Consider the following 15,461-nt stretch of genomic DNA (forward strand, 5'->3'; position numbering starts at 1 on the left):
GGAGACATCTCATGATCCTCGAAACCGCCCGCCAGTACATCGACATCCACGCGCCCGTGGCAGAGGCGCTGAAGGCGGGCCGCCCGGTGGTGGCGCTGGAATCGACCATCATCACCCACGGCATGCCCTATCCCGACAATGGTGCGATGGCGGCCAATGTCGAAAAGATCATTTCAGACGAAGGCGCGGTGCCGGCAACGATCGCGGTCGTCAACGGCCGTATCAAGATCGGGCTGTCCGATGGCGAGCGGGAATCGCTTGCCATGACCGGCGATGCGATGAAGCTGTCGCGCGCCGACTTTGCCTTCGCCGTCGCCGAAGGACGCACCGGCGGCACGACGGTCGCCGCCACCATGATCGCGGCACATATGGCTGGCATCAGGGTGTTCGCCACCGGCGGCATCGGTGGCGTACACAAGGGCGCCGAAAAAAGCTTCGACATCTCGGCCGACCTCGACGAGCTGGCACGTACGCCGGTCATCGTGGTGTCGGCCGGTGCGAAGGCCATCCTCGACATCGAAAAGACGCTGGAAGTGCTGGAAACGCGCGGCGTGCCGGTGATCGGCCATGGTTGCGAGACGATGCCGGCCTTCTGGTCGCGGCAATCGCCCTTCCGGGCACCGCTGACACTGGATGCACCCGAAAAGATCGCCAGACTCTTCAAGACCCGCCAGGCGCTTGGTATCGATGGCGGTGTGCTGGTGGCCAATCCGGTGCCGGTAACCGACGAGATCCCCGCGGCCGAGATGGCCGGCTATATCGAGGCTGCGCAGAAGGCGGCGGAAGCGCAGAACGTGACGGGCAAAGCCGTCACGCCATTCCTGCTCGGCAAGATCCTGGAACTCACCGGCGGCCGCAGTCTGAAGACCAACATCGCGCTGGTGGAAAACAACGCCCGCGTTGCGGCCCGGGTCGCCAAGGCCCTGTAGAAAAGGTCATCAGCTTCCCCGCCCTCACCTTCCCTCTGGCACGCAAGTGTGGTGACGATGTCCCGGGCGGGATGGCGAAGGAATGAGGACAGAATGCCGATCAAGGGAAAATTGACCGTCGTTGCGGTGAGCATCGCGACGCTGTTCGCGGGCGTTGCGAATGGCCAGGCAGCGACCAAATGCACGGCCTATGAGCAGCAGGTGGCCAGGCAGATCAAGGAAGGCAAAGCCTTCCTGAAGCAGGAAAGCTTCAAGAAGTGGATTGACGACGCCCTGCAGAGCAAGGCGCCCTACAACAAGAAGCCCTATACCGCCTACAGCAAATGGTATACCCGGTTCGACACGCTGGGCTCGATGGGAGCGGAAACGGAAAACGTCAAATTCCTTGAAAACCACGGCTTTACGGCTTCAGCCGCTTATTCCGTGTTTCAAGGCTATGCCCTCAACGGCAAGCTGACATCCGATGTCGACATCGATTTCGAAAAGAAGATGAACGCCTTTTCCTGCGGCTGATTTGTCTTTCCAGGCTGGCTTCCTCGTCTCACTTTCCCGAGCGCAAGCCGGCCTGATAGGATTTCCTGGCCCAGGAAGCCATTTCGTCCGCGTCGTCGGCAGCGCCATCCGGCAGTGTCCAATACGGCATCGCCACCTGCTTGCCGTGGCGCGAGCCGACATAGGTCCATTGCGTGCAGCCGGCCGCGTCGAATTCACGGCCGAGCTCGGCATCGCCCTTCAGCATCAGCTCGCCGCGCAATTCGACGGCCACGATGACACCTTCGAAATAGATGCCCTTGCCGCCGAACAGACGGCGGATGCTGACCGGGCCCAGGCCAGAGAAAAGGTCGGAAATCGCGTCATTGTCCATGGCTTGATCCTGTCACGAACCCCAGAGCAATTCCAGGAAAAGCGGCCAACGGTTTTCCGTCCGGGATTGCATCAAAACAAAGAGTTAGAGCGGTTCCGCGTTTCCATGAAAAATGCAACCGCTCATAACGGCGCAACCAAAGTTCTCCTGACAGGTTTCGTCCGCAAAGCGTGTAGGATTCAGGCAAAGAACGAGGAAACGATCATGCCCATGCTTCTCCAAGGCTCCTGCCGTTGCGGCGCAGTTCGCTTCGAAGTCGAAAGCCACACACCGGCACCCTATCAGCTCTGCTATTGCTCGATCTGCCGCAAGCAGCAGGGCGGCGGCGGATACGCGATCAACCTCGGGGCCACTTCAGCAACGCTGCAGATCACCGGCAAGGAAAACCTCGGTGTCTATCGCGCCGAGATCCAGGACGACGAACGCCCTGTGTGCGAGACCTCCACGGGCGAACGCAATTTCTGCAAGAACTGCGGTTCGGCACTGTGGCTTTACGATCCGACCTGGCCGGAACTCGTGCATCCATTCGCATCGGCGGTGGATACGGAACTGCCTGAGCCGCCGGAACGCACGCATTTGATGCTGAAGTACAAGAGCAGCTGGGTCGAGCCCGAGATCCGCGACGGCGACAAGGTCTTCGATCTGTATCCTGAGGAATCGATTGCCGACTGGCATCGAAGAACCGGAATGTGGGTGGAGTGAGACACCTGCGGTGAGGCTGCGAGCCGACCGGCTCTCCGCTGTAAATCTCCGGGGCACTGTCAGTTTTCGCTGGCGAAATCCTCGAGTGCCTGTCCCTTAAGGCGAAAGAACACTTTTTCTTCTTCACGCGAGGCACCGGTTTCGTCATAGAAAGCGAGCAGCCGGGCATTGCCCCTGTCCGCGGTCCAGTCGACGCGCGAGAGACCGCGCGTCACCGCAAGGCGGGCAAGCGCGCGCAAAAGCGACTTGCCGGCGCCGCTGCCGCGCACGGCCTCCAGGACGAACAGGTCCTTGAGGAACAGCCCGCCCTTCAATCCCGGGCCGGGGTAGATGGTGGAGAATGTGGCAAAACCGATCAGGCGATCGGTTTCAGCGACGAGGATCTCAACACCGGCCGGGAGGCTGGCGAGGTCTGCCAGGATGGCCTCCCTCGCAGGGCATGGCACACGATAGTGCTGCTGCATCGCCTCGAAGAGGGCGGCAAGCTGCGCGTGGTCGGCAGGACGATGCGGCCGGACAGAGATCACGCCCGCATCAGTCGAATTCATTGCAGCAAAAATCTCAGGCGGCGCTTTGAGCGCGGGCCTCGGCCAACGCCTTGAGGTCGGCTGGCTTTAATTCCACCGACTCGCCGCAGCCACAAGCCGAAGACTGGTTCGGGTTGCGGAAGGTGAAACCGGTGCGCAGCGTCGTGCGCTCGAAATCCATCTCGGTGCCGAACAGGAACAACGCAGCTTCGGGCGCAACGTAGACATGCGCGCCGTCACGCTCGACATGATCGTCCTTGGCGTTCGGTTCGGTCACCAGATCGACCGTGTATTCCATACCCGCGCAGCCGCCCTTCTTGATGCCGAGACGAATGCCTTGCGCGTTCTCGCGCGTGGCCATGATCTCGCGCACGCGCTCGGCGGCTTTGTCGGTCATTGAGATGACGGCGAAGCGTCCCATGTCATTCTCCAGTTTCACGCAGGTTCAAGGCCTGCGGAACGAGGCCAGAGCGTTTCCGTTTTTCACGGAAACGCGGAAACACTCTGGCTTTGTTTCTACGCAATTCCGGACGGAAAACCGCTGTGCACTTTTCCTGGAATTGCTCCAGCTATAAGATGGTGAAGTTTTCGCAGCCATGCAAGACGGGCTTAATACCACCCCACCGCAACCTGAGCCTCTTCCGACATGCGGTCGGGTGTCCATGGCGGATCGAACACCATCTTGACCTCGACGCCCGAAACGCCTTCCACGGTGCCGACGGCATTTTCGACCCAGCCTGGCATCTCACCGGCCACCGGGCAGCCGGGCGCGGTCAGTGTCATGTCAATCTTGACCGTGCGGTCGTCCTCGATGTCGATCTTGTAGACCAGACCGAGTTCGTAGATGTCGGCCGGGATTTCCGGATCGTAGACCGTCTTCAGCGCCGAAACGATGTCATCCGTGATGCGCGCCAGTTCGTCTGCGGGAATTGCCGAAACGGGACCGCTCTCGGCTGGCACCGCCTGAGGCGTCTCTGTTTCAGTGATCGCGGCGTCTTCCATGGCTCTTACCCGAAGAATTTCCGTGCTTTTTCCAGCGCCTCGACAAGCGCGTCGACCTCGGCGCGTGTGTTGTACATGCCGAAGGATGCCCTGCATGTGGAGGTCACGCCGAAGCGTTTCAACAGTGGCTGCGCACAATGCGTGCCTGCGCGCACGGCTACACCCTGTCTGTCGATCACCATCGAGACGTCATGGGCGTGGATGCCCTTGAGCTCGAAGGAGATTATGGCGCCCTTGTCGGGCGCATCGCCGAAAATGCGCAGCGAGTTGATCGACCGCAGCCGCTCATGCGCGTAGGCCTTCAAGTCAGCCTCGTGCGCAGCGATGCGCTCGCGACCGATCGATTCCATATATTCGAGCGCGGCACCAAGGCCGATCGCCTGCACGATCGGCGGCGTGCCGGCCTCGAAACGGTGCGGCGGATCGTTGTAGGTGACGATATCCTCCGTCACCTCTTCAATCATCTCGCCACCGCCCATGAAGGGCCGCATGGCCTCTAGTCGCTCCTTCTTGCCATAGAGTACACCGATGCCGGACGGACCGTAGACCTTGTGGCCGGTGAAGACGAAGAAATCGCAGTCGAGATCCTGCACGTCGATCGGCATGTGCACGGCGCTCTGGCTGCCGTCGACCAGGACCGGAATGCCGCGCTGATGAGCGATGCGGCAGATTTCCTTGATCGGTGTCACCGTGCCCAGCGCGTTCGACATCTGGGTGATGGCGACGAGCCTGGTGCGATCGGTCAGCCGCTTTTCGAATTCCTCGATGTGGAACGCCCCCAGATCGTCCACCGGCACCCAGACCAGCCTGGCGCCCTGGCGCTCGCGGATGAAATGCCACGGCACGATGTTGGAATGGTGCTCCATGATGGAGAGCACGATCTCGTCGCCTTCGCCGATGTTCGGCATGCCCCAGCCATATGCAACCGTGTTGATGGCGGCGGTGGTGTTGGAGGTGAAGACGATGTTGTCGGTACTCGGCGCATTCAGGAACCGTCGCACCGTTTCACGCGCTTTTTCATAGGCATCGGTGGCGGCGTTCGACAGGAAGTGCAGGCCGCGATGGACGTTGGCATATTCCTGCGAATAGGCGTGCTGGACGGCGTCCAGCACCGCCTGCGGCTTCTGCGCCGAAGCGCCGTTGTCGAGATAGACCAGCGGCTTGCCATAGACTTCGCGCGACAGAATCGGGAAGTCGCGGCGGATCGCTTCGACATCATAAGGGGCAGCGGTGTTCAGCACATTATCCATTTCTAATCAGAAGTGAGTAGTCAGTAGCGAGCTAGTCAGTGTAACGGGCCTGAAGTCCGCATATGCTCTCTCACGACTGACTACTCACTAATCCCTACTCACTATCTCTCACTACCCGTGCGTCGCGAACCACTCGTCGAGCTTGCCTTCCAGCGTCTCGACGATCTGCTCGTCTTCCAGTTCCTCGATCACTTCCGCGACAAAGGCCTTCACCAGCAGACCACGCGCGGTCTTTTCATCGATGCCGCGCGCCATCAGATAGAAGAGATGGCCGTGGTCGATCTCGGTGACGGTGGCGCCATGGCCGCACTGGACGTCGTCGGCGAAGATCTCCAGTTCCGGCTTGGTCGAGAACTCGCCATCGTCCGACAACAGCAAGGTGTTGCAGGCCATCTTTGCATCGGTCTTCTGCGCATATTGATGCACGTTGATGCGGCCCTGGAAAACACCACGCGCCTTGCCGGTGACAACGTTGCGGATCACCTCCGTCGACGTGGTGTGCGGCACCGCATGGTCGAGCACCATGGTCACATCGGTGTGGGTATCGCCGGCCAGAAGATTGACGCCGCGCAGCTTGAAATCGGCGCCTTCACCCCTGGTTGCCACGACGACTTCCTGCCGCACCAGCTTGCCGCCGGCATTCATGAAGAACAAGGTGAGCTTGGCATCCTTGCCGATCCAGGCCTTGAACTGGGCGAGATGCGAAGCCGTTTCCGGCTGCTCCTGCACGATCAGCCAGGTCGCTTCCGCACCCTCATCCAGCGTCAGCTGGCTGACGGACGAGGTGAGCGCTGCGCCTTCACCGGTCTGGCGCTCGACGATGACCGCCTTGGCGCCTTTGCCGATACGAACCGGCAGCCGGATATGGCTCTGGCCGCCAGCTGTACATTCTGTAGTTCGATCGGCTTTTCCAGTTCGATCCCGTCGGCGATGTCGACAAACACGCCGTCGGCGACGAAAGCCGTGTTGAGCGCGCCGATGGCATCGTCAGCGCCATAAAGATCGAGCGCCGGCGCAAAGCTGCCGTCGGTCAACTTGTCCGACAGCCGGGCGAACGAGACACCTTCGACCGTCGGGAACTTGGTCGTCGACGCACCATTCAGCACCGAAACCACCGTCGAGCCTTCGATCACCGCGGCAATCGGCTTGGCGTTCGCCGATGCATCGAATCCCGGCACGGCAGGCAGCAAGGTGCGCAGATTGGTGTAGTGCCAGCTTTCGATACGCTTGGTCGGCAGGCCGCCCTTCAGCGCCTCGATGGCGTTGTCGCGGCGAACCATGACCTCGCCATCGCCCGGCAGCAGCGACTGCCGCTCACCGAAGGCATCGATCAGCGCCGTCTCGGCCTGTGTCAGCTGCGGTTGAACATGTGCATTCATGACAGTTCCCTCACGCAGCCTCGCCGATCACGCCGGCATAACCATTGGCTTCCAGATCGAGCGCCAGCGATTTGTCACCCGACTTGATGACCTGGCCCTTGTAGAGAACGTGCACGCTGTCCGGCACGATGTGCTCGAGCAGGCGCTGGTAGTGGGTGATGACAAGGAAGGCTCGGTCGGGCGAACGCAACGCGTTGACACCGTCGGAGACGATCTTCAGCGCGTCGATGTCGAGGCCGGAGTCGGTTTCGTCGAGCACGCACAGCTTCGGCTCGAGCAGCTTCATCTGCAGGATCTCTGCGCGCTTCTTCTCGCCGCCGGAGAAGCCGACATTGAGCGGACGCTTCAGCATGGCGATGTCCATGTTGAGCGAAGCCGCGGCTTCCTTCACCCGCTTCAAAAATTCCGGCACCTTCAGCGGCTCCTCGCCACGCGCCTTGCGCTGGGCATTCATGGCCACCTTCAGGAATTCCATCGTCGCCACGCCCGGTATCTCCATCGGATACTGGAACGCGAGGAAGATGCCGGATGCGGCGCGCTCGGCCGGATCCATCTCCAGGATCGACTCGCCATTGTAGAGGATGTCGCCTTCGGTGACCTCATAGTCCTCGCGACCGGCGAGGATGTAGGACAAGGTCGACTTGCCGGAGCCGTTCGGGCCCATGATGGCGGCGACTTCGCCCTTGTTCACCGTCAGGTTCAGGCCGCGAATGATCTCGGTGCCGTCATCGGCGATGCGGGCATGCAGGTTCTTGATCTCAAGCATCTTCTTACCTTCAAATTCAGTTTCTTCACCGCGTATTGCCGCGGTCAGTCACCCTTGAGATGCCGGAGACCAACGGTCCCATCACAAGCATCCCGACAAAAAAACCACCAGCACCGATTGCAGCTGTATAGCCGCCAAGCGCCTTGAGTTCCGACCAACCGCCTATCGCACCAATTAGTGCCAAAACGGCTCCGCCAATTGCAGCAATTAAGAGCAAGCCCAAGACACCAAGAATTGCCCACTCTATCGTGTTGACAATTCGGTAGAGCTTGGGCTCAGCGCTCACTACCCTACGCTTCCCTCCAGACTGATACCGATGAGTTTCTGCGCCTCAACGGCGAACTCCATCGGCAGCTCCTGGATGACATCCTTGACGAAGCCGTTGACGATGAGCGCGATAGCTTCCTCTTCGGGGATGCCACGCTGCATGACGTAGAACTTCTGGTCTTCGGAAATCTTCGACGTCGTCGCCTCATGCTCGAACTTCGCGGTCGAGTTCTTGGCTTCCATGTAGGGAACCGTGTGCGCGCCGCACTGGTCCCCGATCAGCAGCGAGTCGCAGTTGGTGAAATTGCGCGCGTTGGTCGCCTTGCGGTGAGCCGAGACCTGGCCGCGATAGGTGTTCTGGCTGAAGCCGGCGGCGATACCCTTGGAGATGATCCGGCTGCGGGTGTTCTTGCCGAGATGGATCATCTTGGTACCGCTGTCGATCTGCTGATAGCCGTTCGAAACCGCGATCGAATAGAAATTGCCCTGGCTTTCATCGCCACGCAAAATGCAGGATGGATATTTCCAGGTGATCGCCGAACCGGTCTCGACCTGCGTCCACGAGATCTTCGAACGATGGCCGCGGCAGTCGCCGCGCTTGGTGACGAAGTTGTAGATGCCACCCTTGCCCTGCGCGTCGCCGGGATACCAGTTCTGCACGGTCGAATATTTGATCTCGGCATCGTCGAGCGCGACCAGTTCGACCACTGCGGCATGAAGCTGGTTTTCGTCACGCTGCGGCGCGGTGCAGCCTTCCAGATAGGAAACGTAGGCGCCCTCTTCCGCAATGATCAGCGTGCGTTCGAACTGGCCGGTGTTCTTCTCATTGATGCGGAAATAGGTGGAAAGCTCCATCGGACAACGGACGCCCTTCGGCACGAAGACGAAGGAGCCGTCGGTGAAGACCGCCGAGTTCAGCGTGGCATAGAAATTGTCAGAGGTCGGCACGACCGACCCGAGATATTTCTTCACCAGTTCCGGATGCTCGCGGATGGCCTCCGAGATCGAGCAGAAGATGACGCCGGCCTTGGCCAGCTCTTCCTTGAAGGTGGTGACGACGGAAACCGAGTCGAAGACGGCATCGACGGCGACGCGGCCGGACTTGTAGACGTTATCGCTGGCATCCTCGTCCGAGAGACCGTCGACCGGCGCCTTTTCCTTCTGCACACCGGCGAGGATTTCCTGCTCCTTCAGCGGAATACCGAGCTTCTCGTAGACCTTGAGCAGTTCCGGATCGACCTCGTCCAGCGACTTGGGGCCGGACTGGTTCTTCGGTGCCGCGTAGTAGTGGAGCTCCTGGAAGTCGATCTTGGGGTACTCGACGCGCGCCCAGGTCGGCTCTTCCAGCGTCAGCCAGCGGCGATACGCCTCCAGACGCCATTCCAGCATCCAGTCCGGCTCGTTCTTCTTTTCGGAAATGAAACGGATGATGTCTTCCGAAAGGCCCTTGGGTGCCTTGTCGGTCTCGATCGTCGTCTCGAAGCCATATTTGTATTGATCGACGTCGATCTTTCGGACTCGATCGATCGTCTCCTGCACAGCAGGCATAAGCGTTCTCCATCCATGCCGAGGTCAAGGCCCGGCCGTTTTCAAACTATGGCACCGCCGGCCCGATACGGACCGTGCTTGGCGGCGTAAGTTCCATATAGTGCGCTCCGGCCAAGAAAACACCCGGCCAATCGGAACACACGGCTCTACCAGGCCGAAGCCTGAATGCTTCCCGCCTTTCTCAGGCGGCTCTTTCCCGCGCGGCGCGACGGGCGACGATGCCGGCCAGCGCCTTGCGAAACTGCTCGACTTCATCCGCGGTCGTGGCAGCACCGATCGAAACGCGCAGCGCCCCGCCCTCTTCGCCATGGCCCATCGCCTTCAGAACGTGGCTCGGGCCGACCTTGCCTGACGAACAGGCGGAGCCCGCCGACAAAGCGACACCTGCAAGATCGAAGGCGATCTGCACCGTCTCGGCCTTGGCGCCCGGAATAGCGAAGAACGTCGTATTGGCAAGGCGTTCCACGCGCTTTCCGAAAATTTCGGCGTCCGGCACCAATTCGGTCACGATCGCCTCGATGGCATCACGCCGCTGCCGGACAACCTCGATATCGGCAAGTCCAGCCAACCCTTCGCGTGCGGCAGCGCCAAAACCGGCAATGGCGGCAAGGTTCTCCGTGCCGCCGCGATGACCCTTCTCCTGGCCGCCGCCGGTAACCAGAGGCGCAGGCATCATCAAATCAGAGGCAGCAACGATGGCCCCTATGCCCTTGGGACCGCCAAGCTTGTGGGAGGAGAGAATCAAGTAGTCCGCATAAGGCGCTGACATATCGAGCGGAATGCGCCCTGCGGCCTGCACTGCGTCCACCACCAGGAGACCGCCGGCTGCCTTCACGATCGTGGCAATCTCGGCGATCGGCTGGATGACGCCCGTCTCATTGTTGGCGGCGTGCATGGCTACAAGAGGCAGTCCTTCGGCTTTGTCGTGGCTAGCGAGTGCCACGCCCAAAGTTTCGAGATCGATGATGCCATCGGGTGTCACGCCGATGCGCACGATCTTCTCCCGTGCGAAACGACCACCGTTCAGGATGCACGGGTGATCGGCTGCAGAGACGTAGAGGCGCGCCATGCGCAGTGCCGCGCGGCCCATCCGCCAGTCGGGAGACAGCAGTGTCACCGCCGCTTCCGTAGCGCCTGAGGTGAAGAATACATGATCCGGCTTGGCATTGACCAGTGCGGCCACATCGCGGCGCGCATCTTCAACCAGCCGCCGCGCTGCACGGCCTTCGGCATGAACCGAGGAGGGATTTGCCGCATCGAGCGCCGCGACCACAGCCACCCGCGCCGCCGGGAGCAGCGGTGCACTGGCATTGTAGTCGAGATAGGCGCGATGCTCGGCCATTTTACCCGGTGTTTTCCCTTCAAAACCCGCTCTCGCAGCGAGAAGCGTTATTTCCTTGAAATTCCAAGGCCAGCCGTCCTATTACGCGGCTTGCGGCAGCAATGGCAGAGCCTTACATCTCTGCCATGCAGTTTTGAACAGTTCTAAACTAGCTTCTAGGTAGGCGCTCGCCTTGCGTCAAGCTTGGATTGAAGCCGGAGTTGGAATTGTTCGGACACCATATAGCGTACACCAGGAGTTATTGATGCCAGAGGTCATTTTCGCCGGTCCGGCCGGTCGCCTTGAAGGTCGCTACCAGCCTTCCAAGGAAAAGAGCGCGCCGATCGCCATCGTTCTGCATCCACACCCGCAGTTCGGCGGCACGATGAACAACAAGATCGTCTACGACCTCTTTTATATGTTCCAGAAGCGCAATTTCACCACGCTGCGCTTCAATTTCCGCAGCATCGGCCGCAGCCAGGGCGAGTTCGATCACGGCACAGGCGAACTTTCGGATGCCGCCGCGGCGCTCGACTGGGTGCAGTCGCTGCATCCCGATTCCAAGAGCTGCTGGGTGGCAGGCTATTCCTTCGGTGCCTGGATCGGCATGCAGTTGCTTATGCGCCGCCCGGAGATCGAAGGCTTCATTTCGGTGGCGCCACAGCCCAACACTTATGATTTCTCCTTCCTGGCGCCTTGCCCGTCTTCGGGCCTGATCATCCATGGCGACGCCGACAAGGTGGCGCCCGCGAAAGACGTTCAGGGGCTGGTCGACAAGCTGCATACCCAGAAGGGCATCACCATCACCCAGAAGACGCTCCCGGGGGCGAACCACTTCTTCGCCAATGACGCCGAGCTGCTGATCGAAGAATGCGCGGATTATCTCGACCGCCGTCTCGCCGGCGAACTGGCCGACCCGCGCCCGAAGCGACTGCGCTAGAACGCTCATGCCGGCTGGCCGGCAGCAGGACTACACATGAAAATAAGATCCTACGCCGAGCGCGATACTGCGCGCCTGGTCGATATCTGGCTTGCCGCCGTGCGCGCCACGCATCATTTCCTGACCGAGGACGACATCCGCTTCTTCGAGCCACGGCTGCGGGATCTGCACATACCGGCGCTGGAAGTCTACGTCGCAGAAGGCGATGACGGCCAGTTGCTGGGCTTTGCCGGGCTGGATGGCGCAAATCTCGAAATGCTGTTCATCGATCCGTCTCATCATGGACACGGCATCGGCAGGCAGCTGGTCGACCATGCCGTCGCGCTGAAGGGACGTCTGAAGGTGGACGTCAACGAACAGAATCCGGGTGCGCTGGCCTTTTATCTCAAATGCGGCTTCACACAGGTCGGTCGTTCCGAGCTCGACGGCTCCGGAAAGCCTTTTCCGCTGCTGCATCTTGCGCAGCTGGGCTGAGACAGTCGTAATCCGCAACAGGAGCATTGCGTCAAAGCCACGTTGATTTCAGGGTAGTCCTTGAGAGAAGGATTTCACCCTTGTACCAGCCGCCGCATTTCAATGAGACGCGCCTCGAGGTCCTGCACGCGCTGATCCGCGCGCATCCGCTGGGACTGTTGATCTCCAACGGCGTAGACGGACCCGTCGCCGATCCGATCCCGTTCCTGCTCGACGCTGAAACCGATACGCACGGCAAGCTGAGAGCGCATCTGGCCAAAGCCAATCCACACTGGCGGCTGATTTCGGACAATCCATCAGCCAGGGTTCTGGTCGTCTTCCAGGGCAGCGATGCCTATGTCACGCCATCCTGGTACGAAACCAAGCGCGAAACCGGCAAGGTGGTGCCGACGTGGAACTATGCCACTGTGCAGGTGCGCGGAACGGCAAAAATCGTAGCCGACAACGCATGGCTTGCGCGGCAGATAAACGATCTCACCGGCAAGCAGGAAGACGGGCGCGAACACTCCTGGGCGGTTACCGACGCCCCACCGGAATTCATCCAGGCTCAGATCAAGGGCATCATTGGCCTGGAAATCACGATCGAAGACATCACAGGCAAATGGAAAGTGAGCCAGAATCGGCCCGTTGCCGACCGTGAAGGCGTGGCAAGCGGCCTCGACCGTGAAACCTCGCCGCATTCGCCCGACATGGCGGCGCTGGTGCGCCGTTATGGCGGGCTCGACTGATCGGCCCCTGAGCGTTTCCGTTTTCCACGGAAACGCCGAAACGCTCAAACTTTTTGTTTTCGCGCAATTCCGGACGGGAAGCCGCTACGCACTTTCCTGGAATGGCTTTAGTGCAGGGTTGCGGGCTGTTTGCGGGCGATCAGGTTTCCGGGAGCTGTGGCACTTCTTGGCGTGCGCCAGACCGTCCGTCTCGGAAGGGGCAGGCCGACCGGGTTTGAACGGAACAGGAAACCCAGGCGTGCACAGACGATCGCAGCCACAACCGCAAGGCCGAAACCGAGGCCGAAGCCGACAATGGTGTCGCTGGGATAATGAGCACCGACGAAGATACGCGTTGCCGCCAGCCACAGGCCGAGGAGCAGGAACCAGTACCTTCCACGCGGGAACAAAAGCATCAGAACGGCCGCGACCGATCCGATCGTCGTGGCATGCCCGGACGGGAAGGAAGCGAAGATGGCTTTCACCGTGAACGGATGAAACGAGAACGCACCATACGTTTCGTAGAGCGCGGGGCGGGCGCGACCGAACAAGATCTTCAGGACGATGGTCAGCAATCCGGGCAAACCGACAGCCACAAGGACGAAAAGTGCAATGGAGGTGCGGTTGTAGACCGCCATCAGTTGTTTGCGACCAAGACCCGTCCAGTCGATCTGATTGGCCACCAACAACCATGCCGCCGCTGGCCAGAGATACCACTCCCCCAATCCCAGCGGTGTGGACATTTCAGCCAGCGCACCAAAAACCGGGTGCCAATCGCGTATCGAAGCGTGATCGAGATAGATGGCTGCCAGTCCCGCCAGAAGGACACAGCCGATTGTCCAGGGCAGCCAGAATATCCGGTCATATTGCGCCGGTCGGCGGTGGAAACGGCGACCAATAACAGCAAAGGTGGTGGCCGTGTTCGTCCGGCTGCGCGCAAGCATGCGCTGCAGCAGCGGCCGTGGTGGCGCGCCGGCGTCCTTCATAATCAAAGCCCCTTACCCCAGTTCCGCCAATCAGCGGCAGCAACACATCGGTAGAGTGACGCTATCATGACAGATCATCAAGGTCTGGCTAATGAACGGTCAAGGATTGGCGACCCTGTAGAGCCCGAGTGCCAACTTGTCGCCGGACGAGTAGTTGGTGCCGTCGATTTCCTTCAGGCGCGCTGCCGTCTTCCCTGACCCGGCCAGCGCGGACTGAAGTGCGGGCTCGTCGGCAACAGGAACCAGTGCAAGCGCGCAAGCCGGGTCCATTGCAAGATGGGCAGCGGCCCCTTGTGTATCGGTCAGCTTGGTATTGGTGCCGGCCATGAAGATCAGGCTCGGTTCATGGTATTGAGAAGACGCCAGAATTGAATTCTGACACGGTTTGCTTTCCTGGATCGCAGCAACGATGCGCGGCGTAAGCCACATCGGCGTCAGGGACGGCACGATGAGACCGATCAACACAGCGTATGCTGCTCCCGCGGCCGCTGCGGCGGCACCAACACGGTTCAACGAAAGCTGCAATTGGCGCGGGAATGCCAGATAGCCCGCTGCGAGCGCGAAAACGGCCGCCGGAATGCTCCACGGATTGAACGCACCAGTCAAATACAGCGGCGCCCCGACGGCGACCGCCGCCAGCCCGAGCGTGACGACGACAAGACCGAAGGCCGTCGCCCAATAGAGCCACGTCTGCCAGCGCTTCAGGACGGCCTGCTCGGGCGACAGGGTCAGCAGCCAGCCGACAAGCAGCGCGACGGCCGGATAGGCCGGCAGGACATAATGCGGCAGCTTGGTGGGCACCAGTTCGAGAAGGATCCAGAACGGGATGTACCACGCCAGGCAGAAGCGCAGCCGCGGGTCATTGCGCACATGATTGAGAGCTGCCAGTCCCGCTCCGAGCGCGATCAGGCTGAAGGGCCACATGAACAGCGAATAGGTCAGCGAATAATAGCCCGGAGGCATGCCGTGCGATTCCTGGCCGTCGGCAACCTTGCCGACCAGGTCCTTTCCGACAGCTTCCTGCCAGAAGGCACCACCACTCTTCCAGGTGATGATGGCAAGCCAGGGCACCACGATGAGAGCCGCCAGAAGCAGGCCCCGCCCGGCCTTCAGTCGCGACAGCCAACGTGCGTCGCGTTCGAAAGCGAGCAGGATCAGGATGGTGACAAGCGACAATGCCGGCGTGATCGGTCCCTTGATGAGGATACCGACCCCTTGCGCAATCCAGAACAGCCACGGCAGATATGCGGCCGACGGCTGGTCGCGGCGTGCCGCGACATAGATCTGCGCCAATGCGCCCTGCGCGAGCACACAACAGGCCAGGAGGAACGCATCGGTCTTGGCGATACGCCCCTCGAAAGCCGTGGCAAAGATGGCAGCGAGCACCAGACCGGCAGCCATACCGGCATTTGCTCCAAACAGAATCGTTGCCGTCCACGCCGTCGCAACCACTGCAATGGCGATGCCCAGCGCCGAAACGAGACGATAGATCCAGATCGGAGCACCGGCCCCCTCGCCGCTCAATCCCACTGCCGCTGACTGCAGCCAGTAGATGCCGATCGGTTTCTTGTAGCGCGAGGCATCCTGGAAACGGATGTCCATGTAGTCGCCGCTCTCGGCCATCTGCTTGGTGGCCTGCACGAAACGCGCTTCATCGCGGTCCACCACCGGCAGGCTGGCGAGCCCCGACGCAGAGAGCACGAGACTGAAGAGAAACAGAAACAGATATTTCCTGGTCATCTCCACGCGCTTGATCTCCTGTCGAAAGATTGACCCGCCGTGGACGCCCGCGCCATTG

Annotated in this window: 17 protein-coding genes and 1 pseudogene; 6 read left to right on the forward strand and 12 right to left on the reverse strand. The window is 60.8% G+C overall.

Features of this window, described 5'->3' with window-relative positions:
- Positions 1-11: 11 nt before the first annotated feature.
- Together C1M53_RS31065 and C1M53_RS31070 are read left to right on the forward strand one after the other, a co-directional pair.
- Positions 12-929: a pseudouridine-5'-phosphate glycosidase gene (locus C1M53_RS31065; RefSeq protein WP_129415865.1), complete on the forward strand. Its 918-nt coding sequence runs from the start codon at positions 12-14 to the stop codon at positions 927-929.
- A 93-nt stretch (positions 930-1,022) separates the two neighbouring features.
- Positions 1,023-1,442, forward strand: a complete 420-nt coding sequence (locus tag C1M53_RS31070) for a hypothetical protein (protein WP_129415866.1) — start codon at positions 1,023-1,025, stop codon at positions 1,440-1,442.
- A 28-nt stretch (positions 1,443-1,470) separates the two neighbouring features.
- On the opposite strand, the gene C1M53_RS31075 is transcribed toward C1M53_RS31070, so the two are convergent.
- Positions 1,471-1,794 (reverse strand): TfoX/Sxy family protein, encoded by a 324-nt coding sequence (locus C1M53_RS31075; RefSeq protein WP_129415867.1) that lies wholly within the window; start codon positions 1,792-1,794, stop codon positions 1,471-1,473.
- Positions 1,795-1,998: 204 nt separating this feature from the next.
- On the opposite strand from C1M53_RS31075, the gene C1M53_RS31080 reads away from it, so the two are divergent.
- A complete protein-coding gene (locus tag C1M53_RS31080) occupies positions 1,999-2,496 on the forward strand; it encodes a GFA family protein (protein ID WP_129415868.1) in 498 nt (165 codons plus the stop codon).
- 59 nt (positions 2,497-2,555) lie between these two features.
- On the opposite strand, the gene C1M53_RS31085 is transcribed toward C1M53_RS31080, so the two are convergent.
- The 9 genes and pseudogenes from C1M53_RS31085 to C1M53_RS31125 form a co-directional block, all read right to left on the reverse strand.
- The gene (locus tag C1M53_RS31085; protein WP_129416441.1) at positions 2,556-2,960 is read right to left on the reverse strand and encodes a GNAT family N-acetyltransferase; all 405 of its coding nucleotides are present in this window, start codon (positions 2,958-2,960) and stop codon (positions 2,556-2,558) included.
- A 97-nt stretch (positions 2,961-3,057) separates the two neighbouring features.
- Positions 3,058-3,444, reverse strand: coding sequence for a Fe-S cluster assembly scaffold SufA (sufA, locus tag C1M53_RS31090; protein ID WP_129415869.1), 387 nt, complete (start codon positions 3,442-3,444; stop codon positions 3,058-3,060).
- Positions 3,445-3,632: 188 nt separating this feature from the next.
- A complete protein-coding gene (locus C1M53_RS31095; RefSeq protein WP_129415870.1) occupies positions 3,633-4,025 on the reverse strand; it encodes an SUF system Fe-S cluster assembly protein in 393 nt (130 codons plus the stop codon).
- A gap of 5 nt (positions 4,026-4,030) precedes the next feature.
- A complete protein-coding gene (locus C1M53_RS31100; RefSeq protein ID WP_129415871.1) occupies positions 4,031-5,275 on the reverse strand; it encodes a cysteine desulfurase in 1,245 nt (414 codons plus the stop codon).
- A gap of 111 nt (positions 5,276-5,386) precedes the next feature.
- Positions 5,387-6,654, reverse strand: a pseudogene (sufD, locus tag C1M53_RS31105) (Fe-S cluster assembly protein SufD).
- Positions 6,655-6,664: 10 nt separating this feature from the next.
- The gene (gene sufC / locus C1M53_RS31110; RefSeq protein WP_129415872.1) at positions 6,665-7,420 is read right to left on the reverse strand and encodes a Fe-S cluster assembly ATPase SufC; all 756 of its coding nucleotides are present in this window, start codon (positions 7,418-7,420) and stop codon (positions 6,665-6,667) included.
- 25 nt (positions 7,421-7,445) lie between these two features.
- Positions 7,446-7,706: a hypothetical protein gene (locus C1M53_RS31115; RefSeq protein ID WP_129415873.1), complete on the reverse strand. Its 261-nt coding sequence runs from the start codon at positions 7,704-7,706 to the stop codon at positions 7,446-7,448.
- Entirely contained in the window at positions 7,706-9,235 is a 1,530-nt protein-coding gene (sufB, locus tag C1M53_RS31120) for a Fe-S cluster assembly protein SufB (protein WP_129415874.1), read from the reverse strand. The genes C1M53_RS31115 and sufB overlap by 1 nt, the downstream gene beginning before the upstream one ends.
- 181 nt (positions 9,236-9,416) lie before the next feature.
- Positions 9,417-10,577 carry a cysteine desulfurase family protein gene (locus C1M53_RS31125; protein WP_129415875.1) on the reverse strand — a complete coding sequence of 387 codons (1,161 nt, stop codon included), beginning with the start codon at positions 10,575-10,577 and terminating at the stop codon, positions 9,417-9,419.
- Positions 10,578-10,821: 244 nt separating this feature from the next.
- On the opposite strand from C1M53_RS31125, the gene C1M53_RS31130 reads away from it, so the two are divergent.
- The 3 genes from C1M53_RS31130 to C1M53_RS31140 all read left to right on the forward strand — a co-directional run bounded on the left by C1M53_RS31130 (position 10,822) and on the right by C1M53_RS31140 (position 12,698).
- Positions 10,822-11,496: an alpha/beta hydrolase gene (locus C1M53_RS31130; protein WP_054313999.1), complete on the forward strand. Its 675-nt coding sequence runs from the start codon at positions 10,822-10,824 to the stop codon at positions 11,494-11,496.
- Positions 11,497-11,532: 36 nt separating this feature from the next.
- The gene (locus C1M53_RS31135) at positions 11,533-11,970 is read left to right on the forward strand and encodes an acetyltransferase (protein WP_129415876.1); all 438 of its coding nucleotides are present in this window, start codon (positions 11,533-11,535) and stop codon (positions 11,968-11,970) included.
- 80 nt (positions 11,971-12,050) lie between these two features.
- Positions 12,051-12,698: an FMN-binding negative transcriptional regulator gene (locus tag C1M53_RS31140; RefSeq protein WP_129415877.1), complete on the forward strand. Its 648-nt coding sequence runs from the start codon at positions 12,051-12,053 to the stop codon at positions 12,696-12,698.
- A 107-nt stretch (positions 12,699-12,805) separates the two neighbouring features.
- Here C1M53_RS31140 and C1M53_RS31145 read toward each other — a convergent pair whose 3' ends face one another.
- Together C1M53_RS31145 and C1M53_RS31150 are read right to left on the reverse strand one after the other, a co-directional pair.
- Positions 12,806-13,663 (reverse strand): phosphatase PAP2 family protein, encoded by an 858-nt coding sequence (locus C1M53_RS31145; protein ID WP_207213056.1) that lies wholly within the window; start codon positions 13,661-13,663, stop codon positions 12,806-12,808.
- A gap of 99 nt (positions 13,664-13,762) precedes the next feature.
- Positions 13,763-15,403: a glycosyltransferase family 39 protein gene (locus C1M53_RS31150; RefSeq protein WP_129416443.1), complete on the reverse strand. Its 1,641-nt coding sequence runs from the start codon at positions 15,401-15,403 to the stop codon at positions 13,763-13,765.
- Positions 15,404-15,461: the final 58 nt, after the last annotated feature.

The sequence above is a fragment of the Mesorhizobium sp. Pch-S genome (assembly GCF_004136315.1).
Lineage (GTDB): Bacteria > Pseudomonadota > Alphaproteobacteria > Rhizobiales > Rhizobiaceae > Mesorhizobium.